The sequence below is a fragment of the Amycolatopsis orientalis DSM 40040 = KCTC 9412 genome (assembly GCF_000478275.1).
GTDB classification, from domain to species: domain Bacteria; phylum Actinomycetota; class Actinomycetes; order Mycobacteriales; family Pseudonocardiaceae; genus Amycolatopsis; species Amycolatopsis orientalis.
Map to the genome: position 1 here is coordinate 20,374 of NZ_ASJB01000099.1, position 20,693 is coordinate 41,066.

Annotated in this window: 4 protein-coding genes; all 4 read right to left on the minus strand. The window is 70.2% G+C overall.

Features of this window, described 5'->3' with window-relative positions:
• Positions 1-512: 512 nt before the first annotated feature.
• Positions 513-2,861, minus strand: coding sequence for a PQQ-dependent sugar dehydrogenase (locus L324_RS39595; protein WP_235783781.1), 2,349 nt, complete (start codon positions 2,859-2,861; stop codon positions 513-515).
• A gap of 61 nt (positions 2,862-2,922) precedes the next feature.
• Positions 2,923-18,231: a type I polyketide synthase gene (locus L324_RS43805; RefSeq protein WP_235783782.1), complete on the minus strand. Its 15,309-nt coding sequence runs from the start codon at positions 18,229-18,231 to the stop codon at positions 2,923-2,925.
• A gap of 56 nt (positions 18,232-18,287) precedes the next feature.
• Entirely contained in the window at positions 18,288-19,211 is a 924-nt protein-coding gene (locus L324_RS39605) for an ACP S-malonyltransferase (RefSeq protein ID WP_037321278.1), read from the minus strand.
• Complete coding sequence (locus L324_RS39610; RefSeq protein WP_037321280.1) at positions 19,208-20,620, minus strand: class I adenylate-forming enzyme family protein; 1,413 nt, start codon at positions 20,618-20,620, stop codon at positions 19,208-19,210. The genes L324_RS39605 and L324_RS39610 overlap by 4 nt, the downstream gene beginning before the upstream one ends.
• Positions 20,621-20,693 lie beyond the last annotated feature (73 nt).

Consider the following 20,693-nt stretch of genomic DNA (forward strand, 5'->3'; position numbering starts at 1 on the left):
GCCTGACCGCGTCCGCGGGAATCCGCGAAACAAAGAATTGCCCGTACACGCACGTTTCCCCAGAATTCCCGCTGAGAATATTTGCGCCGAAGAAGGACCGACAACCCCTAACCGCCCCTAGGTCAACGTCTGGAGCAGGCGAAACGCGGGCACACCGAAGCGGGGCCCACCACACCGGAAAGGCATGGCAGGTCCCGCCTCGGGCTGGTCGTGAGGGACTCCTTGAGGGACTCAGGGCCCCTCAAGGAGTCCCTCACGGCCAGCTCAAACCATCGCCACCAGGCTCAGTGACACCACCAGTCACAGCGGTAGCGCGTGAAGGCCCCCATCCCTCGGCTCAGCCGAGGAAACTCGACCTTCACACCTTCCGAAGTACATGATGGCCCCCTTCCTTGCGCCAGGCGCAAGGAAGGGGGCCATCATGTACTTCACCGCGAGCAAAGCCGCAGGCCCCGCCTCGGGCTGGTCGTGAGTGGTAAGTGTCGTTAGAACGACACTTACCACTCACGACGTCAACAGGGACAGACCCGGTAATACACGGTGTAGGTCGCCGGTTGCTCGGGCGCCTTGATGATGCGGCTGGCCCCGGCGCCGTCGCCCCACTTGTCGAACACCAGCTCGTACGGCGGGATCTCGATCTTGCCCGCGGCGCTGACCGAGAGCGCGGTGCCGACGATGACCTTCACCGTCGAGTCCGTCACCACGCCGTAGTTGCCGACGGTGACCCCGATACCCGGCGGATCGGATTTGAACGTGACGTCCACGGTCTGCGGCTGCAGCTCGATGGTCTTGGTGCTGACATTGCCGTCGGAGTCGGTGGCGCTGAGCGTCAGCTCGAGGTGCGACGGGTAGGGGTGGTCGGGCGCGGCGAACTCACCCGACGCCGTGCCCGGGAACGTCTCGATGTCGTGACTGTGGCAGTGGCCGTCCCCGGCGCAGTGCCGCATGGTCAGCTTCCAGTCCAGCGCGGAGGCGGGCAACGCACCGTCCTGGGCGTCGGAAGCCCCACCGGAGAAGGAGATCCGCTGGCCGACCTGCCAGGTGAGCGTGGGAGCGGGCGTGGTGATCACCGGGACCGGCTCGGGCGGCGGGGCGTTGTCCACCACCACGTCGACCTTGGCCGTCGAACTCTTGCCGCCGGGGTCGGTGACCTTCAGCGCCGGGCGCACGAACTGCTTCTTCAGGTACACCCAGCTCGTCACCGGCCCCCTCGCGTCGTCGAACTGCCCGTCGCCGTCCAGGTCCCATTCGTACCGGAGGCGCGCGCCTTCGGGGTCGGTGGAGCCGCGGCCGTCGAACCGCACGAACAGCGGGGACCGCCCGGCGGTCGGCTTGGCCTTGATCACGGCCTTCGGCGCGACGTTCGGGTCGTTGTCGTAGGTGATCCGGCGCAGCTCGCCGGTGTCGACCGAGACGTAGTACAGGCCGCCGCCGGGTCCGAACGTCAGCTGCACCGGCACCCCGAGACCGCTGGCGAAGGTGGTCACCTTGGCCGGGTCCGGCGCGCCCTGCGCGTCCTTGCCCATCACCCAGATGCAGCCGCGGGTGCTGTCGCTGAAGAACAGCGAGTTCCGGTAGGGCTCCGGCAGGGTCTGGCCGTCGGCGAAAGCGAACCCCGACAACGAGGCACCACTGGTGTTGGGGCAGGTGTCGTCCGGCGAAACCTTGGCACCACCGGCGTACTGCAGAACCGGCTTGTGATCGCCGCCCTCCGCGTAGAGGGACTCGCACAGCTTCAGCCCGGCGGCCTTCCACCCGGGATGCGGGTCCTTGCCCTCGAAGCAGGGCCAGCCCATGTTGGGGGCCTTCGCCGGGTCCGGGGTGAACCGGTTGATCTCGTCCGCCAGGGTCTCGCCGACGTCGCCGAGCCAGACCTCACCGGTCTGCGGGCGCAGGGTGAACCGGAACGGGTTGCGCATGCCGTAGGCCACGATCCGGCGCGCGTTCTCGTCGGTGCTCGACGCGTACGGGTTGCCGGGCACGCCCTGGCCGGTCAGCGGGTCGACACGGATCACGGTGCCGTTGAGCACCATCGGCTCGCCCCCGGGGCGGCGCGGTGACTGCGAGCGCAGCGAACCGCCACGGGCGTCCGGGATGGTCAGATTGGTGCCCGCGCCGCCCGGCGGGTCGGCACAGGGGTTCTTCTGCTGGCCGTAGTCGACGAAGTTGAAGCTGGCGCCTTCACCGGCGCTGGCGTAAAGCAGGCCGTCGGGACCGAAGGCGAGCGTGTCCGCGGTGTGGCTGGGGTACTGCTGGCACCAGCCGCTGACGAGCGTCTCCGGCGCGCCGGCGATCCCGTCGGCGCCCATGGTCAGCTTGACGATGCGGTTGGTGACGACACAGCCGTCCTCGGTGTACCCCGGCGGCGACGGACACTTGTCGTTCCACTTCGGCGCGGTCTCCCCCGGCGGCGCGTCGTAGGTGTAGAGCGCGTAGACGTAGGGCTGTTGCGGGAACTTCGGGTGCACGGCCAGCCCGATCAGGCCGCGGTCCCAGCCGTCGAACACCTCGGTCCGCAGATCGGCGAAGACCTTGCCGGTGGTGGCGTCGACGGAGTCCCGGACCCGGATGATCCCCGATTTCTCCGCGATGAAGGTCTTGCCGTCGGGCGCGAACGCCACCGCGGTCGGCTCGGTGAGCCCCGAAACCACGGTCTGCTGGGCGAAACCCGGCGGCAGGGCGCTCGTGGGTTCGTGCCGGGCCTCGGCCGGGCGCAGTACCGATTCGTCCGGCTGGCGTGCCGGGACCGGCGGCGCCGCCTGGGCGGCCTGGCCGCCGACGCCGGAGACCAGCGTGGTCCCGAGCAGCGCCGCGACCAGCAGCGCCGAGGGCCGTAACCGCCGTCGTGTCATCTTTCGCATCACATTCAGCCTCGATCTGTTCGGTTGCCGAACTCCGGCAGTGATCGGGTCTCTCGACCGATCACGCCTTCAGTTCGTTGTCGATGAAGTCGAAGATCTCGTCGTCGGAGGCGGCGTCGATCTTCTCGGTGAGTCCGCCGTCCGCCGTCGTGCCACCGCCGTACCGGGCGGCCAGCGCGGTGAGCCGCTCGACCAGCTGGGCGCGCGACCGCTCGTCCAGCGTGAGCGCGGCCAGCTCCGCGTCCAGGCTGTCGAGCCTGCCCAGCAGCGGCGGAGTGTCCACAGTAGACGGACTGGTGGCCGCCAAATTCTCCGCGAGCAGACCGGCCACCGCTTCCGGCGCCGGGTAGTCGAAGATCAACGTGGCCGGCAGCCGCTGCCCGACCGCCGCGTTGAGCCGGTTGCGCAGCTCGATCCCGGTGAGTGAGTCGAAGCCCATCTCCAGGAAGCCCCGCTGCGGATCCACCGCGGCCGCGCTCTGATGCCCGAGCACGGTGGCCGCGTGCCCGCACACCAGGTCCAGCAACAGCGCGGCCCGGCCGTCGTGGTCCAGCCCGGCCAGTCTGCCGAGCAACGCGGCCTGTTCGCGGTCGTCCCCGCTCGCGGTGGCGGCGGTACCCGCCGCGCCGCGACGGGCCGGCGCCTGCACCAGTCCGCTCAGCAACGGCGGCAGCGTGCCCGCCTTGGCCTGGGCCCGCAACACCGCGGTGTCCATCGGGGACGGCATCAGCACCGGCGAGTTGTGCCGCAGCGCTTCGTCGAACAGCGCCAACCCGTCCTCGTCGGAGATCGCGAGGCCGCCTTCCCTGGCGATGCGGCTCAGATCCGCCGCGCCCAGCGTGCCGGTGAGGTTGCTGGTGCTCGCCCACAGTCCCCAGTCCAGCGAGATCGCGGGGAGCCCGGCTGCCCGGCGCTGCTCGGCGAGTGCGTCCAGCACCGAGTTCGCGGCCGCGTAGTTCGCCTGTCCGGGGCTGCCGTAGACACCGGCGCCGGAGGAGAAGAGCACGAACGCGCCGAGGTCGAGATCCTTCGTGAGCTCGTGCAGGTGGATCGCGGCGTAAGCCTTGGGGCGCAAGGTCTTGTCCACCCGTTGCGGGGTGAACGAGCCGAACACGCCGTCGTCCAGTACCGCGGCGGTGTGCACCACCGCGGTCAGCGGCCGGTCGGCCGGGATCGTTCCCAGCAGGGCTCGGATCTCCTCCCGTTCGGACACGTCGCATGCGGCGACCGTCGCTTCGGCGCCGAGTTCGGCGAGGTCCGCGACCAGTGCGTCGGCGCCTTCGGCGTCTGGACCTTGCCTGCTGACGAGCAGCAAGTGGCGGACGCCGTGCCGGGAAACGAGATGCCGGGCGAGGAGACGGCCGAGGGTGCCGGTACCGCCGGTGATCAGTACCGTGCCGTCCGCGTCGAGCGTCACCGGTTCCCCGGTGGGCTGCCCGGCCCGGGCCAGCCGCGGGACGAGCACCTGTCCCGCGCGCACGGCGAACTCCGGTTCCCCGGTGGCCAGAGCGCCGGGCAGCGCCCGCAGGGAGGCCGGGTCGTCGTCGACGTGCGCCAGTACCAGCCTGCCTGGGTTCTCCGCGGTCGCGGACCGGATCAGACCGGTGATCGCGGACTGTGCCGTCGCGTCGCGGACCACCAGCACCAGTTTCGCGTCGGCGAACCGCTCGTCGGCCAGCCAGTCCTGCGCCAACCCGAGCACCCGGCCGGTCGCCGCCCCGATCGCGGTGGTCAGCTCGTCCTCGGTGGCCGGAGGGCAGGTGGCGAGGACGACCGGCGGGATTTCGGCGAGTTCCTTCGCGAGCACCGGAAGATCCGCGTACTCGACCGGTTCGAGTCCGGCGGCACCGAGGCCGAGGTGGTCCCCGCCCACCAGTACCGGCCGCTCGCCGGTCCGTGGTTCCACCGGCAGGGGCGTCCAGTCCAGCCGGTAGAGCGCGTCCCGGCCGGCGGACCTGGCCGCGGCGAGTTGTTCCGCCGAAACGGGGCGCGCCACCAGCGAAGCGATCGACGCCACCGGAGCCCCGGCGAGGTCGGCCACGTCGACGGCCACGGCGTCGGGACCGGCGGGCGCGACCCGGACGCGCAGTGCGGCGGCGCCGGTGGCGTGCAGGGTGACGCCGGTCCACAGCAGCGGGAGGCGGGTCTCCCCGTCCTCGTCGAAGCCGCCGAGTTCGGTGGCCTGCATCGCCGCGTCCAGCAGGGCGGGATGCAGGCCGTACCGGTCCGCGGTGAACCGGTGTGCCTCGGGCAGGGCGACCTCGGCGAACACCTCGTCGCCCCGGCGCCAAGCGGCCCGCAGGCCCTGGAACGCCGGTCCGTACTCGTAACCCTGGTCGGCCAGCCCGGCGTAGAACCCGGCGACGTCGACCGCTTCCGCGCCCGGCGGAGGCCAGGCCGTCAGGTCCTCGGTGGCCGCCGGTGCGGCCGGGCTGAGCACCCCGGCTGCGTTCCGGGTCCACTCGCCGTCGTCGAGCCTGGAGTAGAACTCGATGCCGCGGCGACCGCCCTCGCCCGGCTCGGCCACGACCAGCTGCAGTTGCACGCCGCCGCTGCGAGGCAGGACCAGCGGGGTCTCCATGGCCAGTTCTTCGAGGTGGCCGCAGCCGATCTGGTCACCGGCATGGATGGCCAGTTCGAGATATGCGGTGCCAGGGAACAGGATCGTGCCTGCGACGGCGTGCTCTGCCAGCCAGGGGTGGCTGTGCACGGACACCCGGCCGGTGAAGAGGAGCCCCTCACCGTCCGCGAGTTCGACCGCCGCACCGAGCAGCGGATGGTCGGTGGCGCCGAGTCCGGCGGACACGACGTTTCCGTTGCTGTTAACGCCATCCGGCCAGTAACGCTCGTGCTGGAACGGATAAGTGGGCAGGTCTTCAGGAACGGTCCCGGCCTTGCCGAGCAAGCCCCGCCAGTCGACATCCGCGCCCTGACAGAACGCCTCCCCCGCCGAAAGCAGGAACCGCTCCAGGCCGCCCTCGTCGCGACGCAGCGTGCCCACCACCGGAACATCGACGGTGTCCTCGATCGCCATCGTCAACACCGGATGAGCGCTGACCTCCACGAACATCTGCTGCCCCTCGGCAGCCAGCATCTCCACCGCGTCCGCGAACCGCACCGTCTGGCGCAGATTCCGATACCAGTAACCACCCGTCAACTCCGTGGTGTCCAGCCACCGGGAGTCCACAGTGGAATAGAAAGGAACCTCACCCGTCCGCGGGGACACCGGCGCCAGCAGCTCAGCCAGCTGCGTCTCGATCCGCTCGACGTGAGCGGAATGGGACGCGTAATCCACCGCCACCAACCGGGCCCGCACACCGTCGGCCTCATAGCGGGCCTTCGCCGCGGCCAACGCCTCGGGGTCGCCGGAGAGCACCACGGCGTTAGGGCCGTTCACCGCGGCGATCGACACACCCTCGCCAACCTCGGTCACCGGCGCGGCCACCGACAACATCCCGCCCAGACCAGCCAGCTCCGCGGCGATGGCCTGACTCCGCAACGCCACCACCCGAGCCCCATCCTCCAGGCTCAAGCCACCAGCCACCACCGCAGCCGCGATCTCACCCTGAGAATGCCCCACCACCGCCGACGGAACCACACCGAGCGAACGCCACACCTCAGCCAGCGACACCATCACCGACCACAACACCGGCTGAACAACATCAACCCGACTCAGCGCGGCCTCGTCGCCCAGCACATCCAACAGAGACCAGTCCACAAAGGACCGCAAAGAACTGTCGCATTCCTCCATGCGCGCCGCGAAAACCGGGCTCTCCTTCAACAGCGCCGACGCCATACCCAGCCACTGCGAACCCTGACCAGGGAACACGAACACCACACGCTCGACACCCGAACCAGAACCCCGCACCACACCAGCAGGCTGCTCACCCGCGGCCAACGCGGCAGCCAAACCAGCCTGATCCTCACCGACGAGCACCGCACGATGCCCGAACACCGAACGACCCGCGAGCCCGGCGGCGACGTCGGCCGGATTGCGGTCGAGGCCGTATTCGGCCACCCGGGCGGCCAGCGCGGTGAGTGCTTCCGGGGTCTTGCCCGTCATGACCCACGGCAGCACGGGCGGGGCCGCGGAAACCTCGGCTTCGACGGGTGGTGCTTCTTCCAGGATGACGTGGGCGTTGGTCCCGCTGATCCCGAACGCGGACACGCCCGCCCGTCGCGGCCTGCCGGTTTCGGGCCACTCGACGGAGTCCGTCGCCAGCCGCACCTCGCCGGAAGACCAGTCCACATGCGGAGAAGGCTCGGTCACGTGCAGCGTCGCCGGGATCAGTCCGTGTTGCATGGCCATGACCATCTTCATCACGCCCGCGACCCCCGCGGCCGCCTGCGTGTGTCCCAGGTTCGACTTCACCGAACCGAGCCACAGTGGCCGGTCGCGTTCTTGGCCGTACGTCGCCAACAACGCCTGCGCCTCGATCGGATCACCCAACGTCGTACCCGTACCGTGCGCCTCCACAGCGTCCACATCAGACGGTGAGAGCCCCGCGTTGGCCAGCGCCGCACGAATCACCCGCTGCTGCGAAGGACCATTCGGCGCCGTCAAACCATTCGACGCACCATCCTGATTCACCGCAGAACCACGCACCACCGCCAGAACCCGATGACCATTACGCCGAGCGTCCGACAGACGCTCCAACACCACAACACCAACACCCTCAGCAGACCCAAAACCATCAGCATCCGCCGAAAACGCCTTACACCGACCATCCACCGCCAACCCACGCTGACGTGAAAACTCCACAAACATATCCGGCGACGCCATCACCACCACACCACCAGCCAACGCCAAACCACACTCACCCCGACGCAACGACTGCAACGCCAAATGCAACGCCACCAACGACGAAGAACACGCCGTATCAATCGTCACCGCCGGACCCTCCAACCCCAACGCATACGCCACCCGACCCGACGCCACACTCGCGGTGTTGCCGACTCCGACGTAAACGCTGTCAGGCGCCTGGTTCAGCTGATCGGCATAGTCCTGATAGGACATTCCGAAGAAGACTCCCGACGCACTGCCCGCGAGGGACAGGGGGTCGATGCCCGCTCGTTCGAAGGCCTCCCACGAGGTCTCCAGCAACAACCGCTGCTGCGGATCCATCGCCAACGCCTCACGCGGCGAAATACCGAAGAACCCCGGATCGAACTCGCCCGCCCGGTGCAGGAAGCCGCCTCGGCGGGTGTAGGTCTTGCCCTCGGCCGCCGGGTCCGGGTCGTAGAGCGCCTCGACGTCCCAGCCGCGGTCGGCCGGGAAGTCCGTGATGCCTTCGCCGCCGGTGGCGAGCATTCGCCACAGGTCTTCCGGGGTCTCCACGTCGCCCGGGTAACGGCAGCTCATCGCCACGATGGCCACCGGTTCGTCCGTGGCGGCCACGGGGACGGCCGTGACCGGGGCGGCACTTTCCGCCTCGCCGAGCACCTCCTTGCGCAAATGCGCGACCAGCGCCGCCGGTGACGGGAAGTCGAAGATCAGCGTGGCGGGCAGCCGGAGTCCGGTGATCACGTTCAGCCGGTTCCGCAGCTCGACCGCGGTCACCGAGTCGAAGCCCAGTTCACGGAAGGCCTTCTTGGCCTCGATACGTTCGGCGTCGGCATGTCCGAGCACGGTGGCGATCTGCTCGCGGACGAGCCGCATCAGCTCGCGGTCCTGGTCGGCGGCCGGCTGGTTCGCCAGCCGTGCGCCGAGTTCGGAGGCCGACGCGGGGGCCGCGTTCTTCGCCGTGCCCGCGCCGACCATGTCCCCGCCCGCACCGGAGGCGAGCATCCGCCGCACGTCGTCCACCCCGTGCAGGAACGGCCGCGCCCGCGACGAGGTGAAGGCGAGGAAGAACCGTTCCCAGTCGATGTCCGCGACGGTCAGGAAGGTTTCGTCGTGGTCGAGTGCCTGCTGGAGGATGGCCAGCGACAGCTCGGGGCTGACATCCTTGAGCCCGTGCCGCCGGGACAGTTCCCCGCCGTCGCCCTCGGCCATACCGCCGCCTGCCCACGGTCCCCAGGCGACGGCGGTCGCGGTGCGGCCATGCGCCCGGCGTTGCTGCGCGAAGGCGTCCAGAAAGGCGTTGCCGGGCGCGTAATTGCCCTGACCCGGCCCGCCGGTGGTGCCGGCGAACGACGAGAACAGTACGAACGCGGAGAGGTCGCGGTCCTTGGTCAGCTCGTGGAGGTTGCGGGTGCCGCCGACCTTGACCTGGGTGACCCGGTCGATCTGCGCGGTGGTGAGCGAGTCGATCAGGCTGTCGTCGAGCACCGCCGCCACATGGAACACCGCACTGACCGGGTGTTCGGTGAGTACCTCGGCGAGCGAAGCACGATCGGCGACGTCGCAGGCCACGATCGTCACCCGGCACCCCAGCTCCGCCAGCTCGTCGCGGAGCTCCGCGGCACCGGGGGCGTCGGGGCCGCGGCGGCTGGTGACGAGCACATGTTCGGCTCCGTTGCGCGCGAGCCAGCGGACGACGTGCGCCCCCAGCGCGCCCGTTCCCCCGGTCACCAGGACGGTGCCCTCCGGTCGCCAGGTCCGGACCGGTACGTCCCCGGCCGGGGTGCGCAGCAGACGGCGGACGAGGACGCCGGTGGCACGGACGGCGAGCTGGTCCTCCTCCGCGGCGTTGCCGAGCGCACTCGCGAGTCCGGCGAGGGCGCCGTCCGTCACGTCGGCGGGCAGGTCCACGAGTCCGCCCCAGCGTTCGGGGTGTTCCAGGCCGACGACCCGGCCGAACCCCCACACCTGGGCCTGCGCCGGATTCCGCGGCGCCTCGGCCGGGGTCACGGACACCGCGCCGTCACTGGCGCACCACAGCAGCGCCCGCACGCCGGCGTCACCGAGCGCTTGGACCAGCGCGACGGTGAGCGCCAGCCCGAGCGGTGCCGCACGGTGGACGCTGTGCCCGTTTTCGTCGAACGTGAGCAGGGAAAGGACACCTGCGGGCTCGACCCCGTCTTCGAGCGCCGTCCGGAGTTTCCCGGCGAGCATCGCACGGTCGGTGTCCTGCTCGTCGAGTTCGAGGTGCCGCACCGCCGCACCGGCCCGGGTGATCGCGTCGAGTGAGCCGCGGACCCACGGGTGCCCGCTGTCCGCGATCGAAGAGAGCACGACCCACGTGCCGTCGAGTTTCGGGACGCCGGGCGGATCGAGCGGCTGCCAGGAAACGCCGTACCGCTTGCTGTCCTTTTCGGCCTGCTCCTGGTGCCCGCGGTACCAGGACGTGAGGGTGGGAAGTACGGCTTGCAACGCGGCTTGCTGGTCTTCGGACGTACCGAGGGTCCTCGCGAGACCGGCGAGATCCTCCTGGCCGACCGCGTCCCAGAAGCGAGCATCCACAGTGGACTCGGCCGCGACCGCGAGATCCGGCTGGGCATCGGTGAGCCAGAAGCGCTCGTGCTGGAAAGGATACGTGGGCAGGTCCTCGGGAACGGTCCCGGCCTTGCCGAGCAAGCCCCGCCAGTCGACGTCCGCGCCGCGGCAGAACGCCTCGCCCGCCGAGAGCAGGAACCGCGCCAGACCGCCCTCGTCACGGCGTAGTGTGCCGACCACGGGGACGTCGACGGTGTCCTCGATCGCCATCGTCAACACCGGATGAGCGCTGACCTCGACGAACATCTGCTGCCCCTCGGCAGCCAGCGTCTCCACCGCGTCCGCGAACCGCACCGTCTGGCGCAGATTCCGATACCAGTAGCCACCCGTCAGTTCCGCGGTGTCCAGCCATCGAGAGTCCACAGTGGAATAGAACGGAACCTCACCCGTCTGCGGGGATACCGGTGCGAGCAACTCCGCAAGTTGCGTCTCGATCCGCTCGACGTGAGCGGAGTGGGACGCGTAATCCACTGCCACCAACCGAGCCCGGACACCCTCGGCCTCATAGCGGGCCTTCGCCTTCGCGAGTGCGTCGGGGTCACCGGAGAGCACTACGGCGTTCGGGCCGTTCACCGCGGCGATCGACACGCCCTCGCCAACCTCGGTTACCGGCGCGGCCACCGACAGCATCCCGCCCAGACCAGCCAGCTCCGCGGCGATGGCCTGACTCCGCAAAGCCACCACCCGAGCCCCATCCTCCAGGCTCAACCCGCCAGCCACCACCGCAGCCGCGATCTCACCCTGAGAATGCCCCACCACCGCCGACGGAACCACACCGAGCGAACGCCACACCTCAGCCAGCGACACCATCACCGACCACAACACCGGCTGAACAACATCAACCCGACTCAGCGCGACCTCGTCGACCAACACGTCAAACAACGACCAGTCCACAAAGGACCGCAAAGCCTCCGCGCATTCCGCCATCCGCGCCGCGAAAACCGGACTCTCATCCAACAGAGCCGACGCCATACCCAGCCACTGCGAACCCTGACCAGGGAACACAAAGACCACACGCTCGACACCGGAACCAGAACCCCGCACCACACCAGCAGGCAATCCGCCGGACGCCAATGCAGCCGCCAAGTCGGCCTGATCCTCACCCACCAGCACCGCTCGATGCTCGAACACCGAACGACCAGCGAGCCCCGCCGCCACACCCGCGGCGTCACCGGCATACCCGGCGAGCCGACCGGCGAACGCTTCCACCGCCTCCGGCGTTTTACCCGAGATCACCCATGGCCGCACGGAAACCGGCACGGTGGGCGCGGGAACGGTCTCCGGCGCCTGCTCGAGAATGACGTGGGCGTTGGTCCCACTGATCCCGAACGCGGACACTCCCGCCCGCCGCGGCCTGCCGGTGTCCGGCCAGTCCCTTGCCTCGGTCAGCAGCTCGACCGCGCCGGAGTCCCAGTCGATCCGCTCGTTCGGCTCGGTGACGTGCAAGGTCTTCGGCAGCACGCCGTGTCGCATGGCGAGCACCATCTTCATCACCCCGGCGACACCGGCCGTGGCCTGTGTATGCCCCAGGTTCGACTTCACCGAACCCAACCACAACGGCCTGTCCCGATCCTGCCCATACGTCGCCTGCAACGCCTGCGCCTCGATCGGATCACCCAACGTCGTACCCGTACCATGCGCCTCCACCGCATCCACATCAGACGCCGAAAGACCCGCATCCGCCAACGCCGCACGAATCACCCGCTGCTGCGAAGGACCATTCGGCGCCGTCAACCCATTCGACGCACCATCCTGATTCACCGCAGAACCACGCACCACCGCCAAAACCCGGTGACCATTACGCCGAGCATCCGACAAACGCTCCAACACCACCACACCAACACCCTCAGCAGACCCAAAACCATCAGCATCCGCCGAAAACGCCTTACACCGACCATCCACCGCCAACCCACGCTGACGAGAAAACTCCACAAACATATCCGGCGACGCCATCACCACCACACCACCAGCCAACGCCAAACCACACTCACCCCGACGCAACGACTGCAACGCCAAATGCAACGCCACCAACGACGACGAACACGCCGTATCAATCGTCACCGCCGGACCCTCCAACCCCAACGCATACGCCACCCGACCCGACGCCACACTCAGCGACGTGCCGTTGCCCGTATACGCCTCGACCTCTTCGGGGATGCGGTTCAGCCGGGAGGCGTAGTCCTGATAGGACATACCGACGAAGACACCGGAAGCACTGCCCGCCAGGGACAGGGGGTCGATCCCGGCTCGTTCGAACGCCTCCCACGAGGTCTCCAGCAACAACCGCTGCTGCGGATCCATCGCCAACGCCTCACGCGGCGAAATCCCGAAAAAGCCCGGATCGAACTCGGCCGCGTCGTAGAGGAACCCGCCACGGCTGGTGTAGCTGGTACCGGTCCGGTCCCGGTCCGGCGAGTACAGCCCGGCCAGGTCCCACCCGCGGTCCTGGGGGAAGTCGCCGATCCCCTCGCCGCCGGCGGCGAGCATGTCCCAGAACTGTTCCGGCGTGCTGACGCCACCGGGGAACCGGCAGCTCATCGAGACGATGGCGATCGGCTCGTCCGCCGTCACCGCGGTCGTCGCCGCGGCCGGGGTCTCGGACTCGCCGAGCAGCAACCGGCGAATGTGGGTGGCCAGGCTCAGCGGCGACGGGAAGTCGAAGACCAGGGTCGCTGGCAGCCGCAGTCCGGTCGCGGAGTTCAGGCGGTTCCGCAGCTCCACCGCGCTCACCGAGTCGAAACCCAGTTCACGGAAGGCCTTCCGGTCGCCCACCGCGTCCGTACCGCTGTGCCCGAGCACCGCCGACGCCTGCGCCCGGACCAGCTCCAGCAGCATCCGGTCACGGTCCGCGGGCGGCAGCCCGGCCAGCTTGCCCACCAGTGAGCCGTCGGCCGAGGCGGCGACCGCGGCCACGCGCCGAGGTCCGCGCACGAGGCCCCGCAGCAGGGCGGGAAGCGTGTCCGGCTGGGCGCGCAGAGTCGCGCGATCGAGCGACATGGGCAGCAGGACGGGGTTTTCCCCGCCGACGGCCACGTCGAACAACGCGAGCCCCTGCGCCGGGGTCAGCGGCGCCTGTCCTTCCGCGGTCAGCCGTCGAAGATCTACTTCGGACAGTCGTGCCGTCATCCCGACGCCACCGCCCCAGACACCCCAGGCCAGCGACACCGCGGGCGAGCCCCCGGCGACGCGGGCCTGCGCGAGCGCGTCGAGGAAGGAGTTCGCGGCGGCGTAAGCGGCCACCCCGGCGCCACCGAAAGTCCCGGCCACGGAAGAAAAGAGCACGAACGCCGCCAGCCCGGTGTCGGCGGTCAGCTCATGCAGGTTGCGCGCACCGTCCACTTTGGGCCGGAGCACCGCGGACAGGCGGTCCGGGGTGAGGTCCTCGACGAGGCCGTCGTCGAGCACGGCCGCGGTGTGCACCACCGCCGTCAAGTCCGCGATACCGTCGAGCAGCGCGGCCGCCGCCTCCCGGTCGGCGACGTCGCAAGCGGTGACGGTGACCTCCGCGCCGGCGGCCACCAGTTCGGCCCGCAGCTCCTCGGCGCCCGGCGTCCCGGTCCCGCGGCGGCTCGTCAGCACGAGCTTCCGGATCCCGTGCGCGGTCACCAGATGCCGGGCGAGCAGCGCGCCCAGCCCGGCGGTGCCGCCGACGACGAGCACCGTCCCGCCGTCGTCGAGCCGTCGCGCGGCCGGCACGGGCACCCTGATCAGCTTGGGCAGCAGCACCGTTCCCCGCCGGATGGCGGCCTCGGGCTCCCCGGACGCGATCACCACGGGCAGCTTGGCGGCGGAGTCCGGTTCACCGTCGAGGTCGACCAGTACGAACCTGCCGGGGTGTTCCACCTCCGCCGAGCGGACCAGACCCCAGACGGCGGCCTGCGCGGGGTTCGTGCCGTCGGTCGCGCCCCGGGTGACCACCACCAGCTTCGCCGCACCCCGGCTCTCGTCCGCCAGCCACCGCTGTACGGAGGCAAGCGCGGCGGCGGCGGTTTCGTGCACCTGCGCCGAATCGTCGGACAGATCGGCGATCTCGTGTTCCGGGGTCTCCCCGGTAGTGAGCGGCCTGGTTGTCCAGTCGAGCCGGAACAACGAATCCGGCGGCAGATGACCTTCGCGCTCCAGTGCCACCGGCCGGGTCACCAGCGAGTCCACCGAGACGACCGGGGCGCCGGTGCCGTCCGTGACCTCGACCCGCACCGACTCCGCGCCGGCCCGGGTGATCCTGGCACGCACGTTCGTCGCGCCCACGGCGTGCAGCGTGACCCCGGACCAGGCGAACGGCAGCCGGGCCGGGCCGGTGACCGGCCAGGCCAGTTCGGTCGCCTGAAGCACCGCGTCCAGCAGCACCGGATGCAGCCCGAACCCGGCAGAGTCCTCCGCTTCGGGCAGCACGGCTTCGGCGAAGACCTCGTCCCCGGCGAGCCAAGCACCCCGCAGTCCTTGGAAAGCCGGACCGTAGACGCAGTCCTGGGCGGCGAACCGGTCGTACAGACCGTCGAGCGGAAGCTGCTCCGCGCCGGACGGCGGCCAGGCGAACCGCTGCCCTTCGCCGTTCGAAGCCTGTCCCAGCACGCCGGCGGCATGCCGCGTCCAAGGCGTGTCCAGCAGTTCTCCCCCGGCGGGCCGGGCGTGCACCACCAGTGTCCGGCGGCCGTCGCCATCGGGGCTTCCCACGGTCAGCTGGAGTTCCACCGCGTCCCGCTCCGGCACGATCAACGGCGCCTCGAGGGTGAGTTCCTCCAGTACTTCCGCGCCGAGACGGCTGCCCGCGTGCAGCGCGAGTTCCACGAACGCGGTGCTCGGCACCAGGATTTTCCCGGCCACGGCGTGGTCGGCCAGCCAGGGCAGGGCGGCGACCGAAAGGCTCGCGGTGAACAGCTGCGCGTCGTCGCCCGCCACCCCGACCAGCGCGCCGAGCATGGGGTGCCCGGCCGGGCCCAGGCCGTACGCGGCGAGGTCCGCGGGCCCGCTTTCCCCGGCGTCGAGCCAGAACCGCTCGCGTTGGAAGGCGTAGGTCGGCAACGGTGACGGGGTCGCTCCGGCGAAGTAGCCGCTCCAGTCCACCGTGACGCCGCGGACATGGGCTTCGGCGAGCGAGGCCAGCACGCGATCCTGCCCGCCGTCGTCGCGGCGGAGTGTGCCGAGCGCGGCCGCGTCGGCACCGGCGGCCTCGATCGTTTCGCCGATCGCGGCGGTGAGCACCGGATGCGCGCTGATCTCGATGAACGCGCCATGCCCCGCGTCCAGCACCGCGCGCACGGACTCGGCGAACCGCACGGTCTGGCGCAGATTCCGGTACCAGTAGCCGCCGTCGACGACGGGGGATTCCAGCCAGGACTGGTCCACAGTGGAATAGAACGGGATACGCGGGGTGCGCGGGTCGATCGGGGCGAGCACGTCGAGCAGATGCGTCTCGAGTTCGGTCACGTGCGCGGAATGCGAGGCGTAGTCCACCGGCACCAGCCGGGCGCGGATACCGTCCGCCGTGCAGGCTGCCTGCAGCTCCTCCAGTGTCTCGGGGTCACCGGAGACCACCGTGGCGCTCGGCCCGTTGACGGCGGCCACCGACAACCGGTCACCCCAGCCGACGAGGCGACGCTCGACGTCGGCCACCGGCGCGGCCAGGGACAGCATGCCGCCACGACCGGCGAGGCTCGCCGCGATCGCCTTGCTGCGCAGGGCCACCACCCACGCGGCGTCGTCGAGGCTCAGGGCCCCCGCGACACAGGCGGCGGCGATCTCGCCCTGTGAATGGCCGATCACCGCGGCCGGTTCCACCCCGGCGGACCGCCACAGTTCGGCCAGGGACACCATGACCGCCCACAGCACCGGCTGCACCACGTCGACCCGCGTCCAGAACGGGTCCTGCGCGTCCGCGCCCAGCGCGTCGAGCAGCGACCAGTCGACGAACTGCTCCAGCGCGGCCGCGCACTCACGCAGCCGCTTGGCGAACACCGGCGAGCTTTCCAGCAGGTCCACCGCCATGCCCGCCCACTGGGAGCCCTGGCCGGGGAAGACGAACACGACCTTGTCGGCGTTCTCCGCCACGGTCGCGCGCACGGTGCCCGCGGGCACCGAACCCTCGGCCAGGCCGGACACCCCGGCGAGCAGCTCGTCGAGCACCGAGCCGGTCACCACCGCGCGGTGTTCGAACGCCGTCCTGGTGGTGGCCAGCGCGGTACCGATCTCGGCCACGCCAGGCGATTCGAGTTCCGCCACGAAGTCCTTGAGCCTGGCGGCCTGTGCGAGGAGCCCGGCTTCCGACCGCGCCGACAGCACCCAGGGCACCCGGTGATGAGTGTCCTTTTCGGACTCGGACTCGGGCATCGGCTCGGGCTCGGGCAGTTCGAGAATGGTGTGCGCGTTGGTCCCGCTCATCCCGAACGAGGACACCGCCGCCCGGCGCGGGCGGTCCAGTTCCGGCCACGGTGTGGTCTCGGTGACCAGCCGCACGGCGCCCGCGGCCCAGTTCACGAACGGGGTCGGCTCGTCGACGTGCAGGGTCGGCGGCACGACGCCGCGGCTCATCGCCTGCACCATCTTGATCACCCCGGCGATACCGGCGGCGGCCTGGGTGTGCCCGATATTCGACTTGACCGAGCCGAGCAGGAGCGGGCGGTCGCCCGGCCGGTCCTGGCCGTAGGTGGCGAGCAGGGCCTGCGCCTCGATCGGGTCGCCCAGTTTCGTCCCGGTTCCGTGTGCCTCCACGACGTCCACCTCGGCGGGCTCGAGCCCGGCCGACGCCAGCGCCTCGCGGATGACCCGCTGCTGGGAGGGTCCGTTCGGCGCGGTGAGGCCGTTGCTCGCGCCGTCGGAGTTCACCGCGGAGCCGCGGACGAGCGCCAGCACGCGGTGTCCGTTGCGCTTCGCGTCGGACAGCCGCTCGACCAGCACCAGACCGGCGCCCTCGCCCCAGCCGGTCCCGTCGGCGGCGGCCGCGAACGGCTTGCAGCGGCCGTCGGCGGCCAAACCCTGCTGGCGGCTGAAGGCGACGAACGAAGCCGGGCCGGACATGACCGCGACCCCGCCGGCGAGCGCCAGATCGCATTCGCCGCGGCGCAGTGCGGCCACGGCGAGGTGCAGAGCGACCAGCGACGACGAACACGCGGTGTCCACGGTGATCGCCGGACCCTCGAAGCCGTACGTGTAGGCGATCCGGCCCGAGACCACGCTCGCCGCGGTCCCGGTGACGAGGTAGCCCTCGAGCCCGTCCTGCGCCTGGGCCGTACGCGGGCCGTATTCGTGGTTCTCGGCGCCGACGAAGACGCCGGTCCGGCTCCCGCGCAGCGAATCCGGGGTGAGCCCGGCCTGTTCGAAGGTCTCCCATGACGTTTCCAGCAGCAGGCGCTGCTGCGGGTCCATGGCCAGCGCCTCACGCGGGCTGATGCCGAAGAACGCCGGATCGAACCGATCGGCGTGAGCGAGGAACCCGCCCCGGCGAGTGGTGCTCACGGCACGGTTACCGTCGTCCTGGCCGAACAGGGCCGCGAGGTCCCAGCCGCGGTCCTCGGGGAATCCGGCGGTGCTGTCCGCACCTTCGGCGATCAACTCCCAGAACCGGTCCGGGGTCTCGGCGCCGCCGGGGAAACGGCACCCCATCGCGACGATGGCGATCGGTTCGCCGTCGTCGTGGACCGTCCGCGCGCTGTCCGCTCCCGGCGTGGCGCGGCCCAGCAGTTCACCCTCGAGGAAATCGACCAGCGCCGACACCGTCGGCTGGTCGAAGGCCATCGTCACCGGGAGGTCGAGCCCGGTCGCCTCGACCAGCCCGCGGTGCAGGGCCACCGCGGCGAGGGAGTCGAAGCCGAGGTCCGGCAGGACCGTTCGCGGGCCGACCGTCTCCGGCCGGACATGCGCCAGCACGTCCGCGACCTGGTCGCGGACCAGCCGGAGCAGCGTCCGGGCGCGCTCCGCGGCGGACGCGGCCGTCAAGCGGTCGCGCAACGCGGCCGTCCGGACGGAGTTCTCAGTGACATCATCCGCACTGGCCATGGCCAACGACTCCCCATCTCAACCTGTTGTCCGAGCGAACCGGCACCGCGCCGCGGTCAGCCCCGCCGGTGCCGCAGCACCGTGGCCTGGTTCACCTGTTCCACGATGAAGTTCTTCTTGGTGACCGCGAGCCGGAACCACATCCGGTCCAGCCCCACCACACACAGCCTGCGCACGCCGAGCCCGGCCAGCGCGACGGCCGTCGACCGCCACTCCAGCGGGCGCAGGAAGCCGCTGAGCACCAGTTCCCGTACCGCACGGCCGGTCCGCAGGACCGAACCGTCCACATCGGACACCACGGGCACGGCCGGGTCGGCGAACACGGTGCCGCGCAGCACCTCCGCCTCGATCCGGTCGCGAAGCGGCCCGAACGCACTGCAGTGCGCGGCCGGGCGCATGGCGTACAACGAGTACCCACCGGCCCGGCCGACCCCGGCGGTGAACTCCTCCAGATGCTTCTCCGCCATGGTGATCAGGTAGTGGCCGTCGTCCACGTGCCCGGACAGGTCGTACCAGACCCCGCGATCGGACAGATCCGCCAGTAGCTCGTCCATCCGTTCGGCGGCCACCCTGGTCACCACCTGGGTGACGAGATCCTGGTGCGCGGTGCGGAAGTAGTCGAGTTCGCATTCCCCCACCCCGGCGGCGATCCGGACGGCGTCGGCGAACGGCAGGCATTCCGCGTACGCCGCGGCGATCAGCTCGCCGAAGCTCATGCCGACGCAGAAGCCGGGCTCGCCCAGGTTCTCTTTCGCCCAGTCCGCCAGGGAAAGCGCGTTCACCAGAGTGGCGGCGCGAGCCGCGGGGGACGCGTAGTCGTCGGAGTCGCGCAGCGTGCGGATGACCGAGTAGCCGAGTACCTCGTCGGCGACCGCGAGCCGCTCGCGCGCGAACGGGCTGAGCACGAGGAACTTGCCGATCTCGGCCAGCTTGAACCCGTCCAGGCCGGGAAAGAAGTACGCTGTTTCCGCCGCGGTCATTCCCCGGCCCCGGTGGCGAGTTCGGTGAGCTGGCCGCGGTCCGGTTTTCCGTTGCGGTTCAACGGGAATCGCTCGATCACGCGGATCCGGTTCGGCCGTTCGGACTCCGCCAGCACGTCGTCGACCAGCGGGCGCCAGTGCGCGGGTTCCCGCAGTTGTTCGTCCTCGACGAAGAGCGTCAGGCGCGCGCCCCGCTGCTCGTCCGGCAGGGCGATCAGCTTCGCCGAGCAGCCCGCGGCGCTCAACTTGCGCTCGATGATCTCCGGATACAGCGTGAAGCCGTTGCGGTGCACGGCGAACTTGCGGCCGAGGACGAAGACGTTGCCGTCCGGGTCCAGGTAACCGAAGTCGCCACTGCGGTAGGTCTCCTGGTCGACAGGGGCGACAGTGCCGTCTTCGGCGAGGTAGCCGGTCAGGATGTCCGGGGTGTGGATGATCAGCTCGCCGACCTCGCCGGCGGCCACCGGCCGGTCCTCGTCGTCCACCGCTTCCACCGTCAGTCCCGGCATCGCGCGTCCGCAGCCGACAGCGTTCTCCGAGGTGGCGAAGGCGACGTTACCCGCTTCCGTGCTGCCGTAACTGTCCAGCAGCGGCAGTCCGAACTCCTCGACGTAGGCGTCCACCAGCGGCCCGTCCAGTGGCGCGGCACCACTGCAGAACATCCGCACCGTGCGCAGCTGGTCTTTGACCTGCGGGCGTTTGCGGAGGATGTTGAGCATGCTCCGGTAGGTGGCCGGGGTGGCGTCGACGACGGTGGCTCCGCACTGCCCCGCCATGAGCATCGCCCGGTCCGGGCGGCGGTAGGGCGCGATCACCAGCGAGCACCGGGCCAGCCACGCGATGCCCACCATGGAAAGGCCGTACTGGTGCGAGAACGGCAGCAGCGGCAGCAGGACGTCCTGTTCGGTGTGGCCCACCTGGTCGGCGTTGCGCCGCAGGTTACGCAGGAATCGCCCACCGTTCTTGACGATGCCCTTGGGTTCGCCGGTGGAGCCCGATGACCACATCAGCAGGCTGTCAGGCAGCTCGCACCAGTCCTCAAAGGACACTCGGGGATACGCGGGGGCGAAGCCCGGCGCGTCGATCATCAGCTCGTAGATGAACGACGTGTCGTCGACGTCGGCCAGCGGCGCGTCGTCGTCGGCGATGATCAGTTTCACGCTGGCGCGCCGCGCGATCCGGCGCGTCTCCTCCGGGCGTTCCTGCTGGTCCACCAGCACGATCGAGGCGCCGACGTGCATCAGGGCGAACAGTGTGCTCACGTACCCGGCGGAGTTGCCTGCCTTGAGCATGACGCGGACGCCGGGCCCAGCACCCCGCTGCCGCAGCGCCTCGGCGACGCCGACCACTTCGCGTTCGAGTTCGGAAAAAGTACGCACCGAGTCCGGGGCGAAAATTCTCGCAGTCATGGTATTCCTCCACACCGGGACGGAAATCGCCGGAACTACCCGGCATCATGGGCGAACCAACGCAAGTACCGCC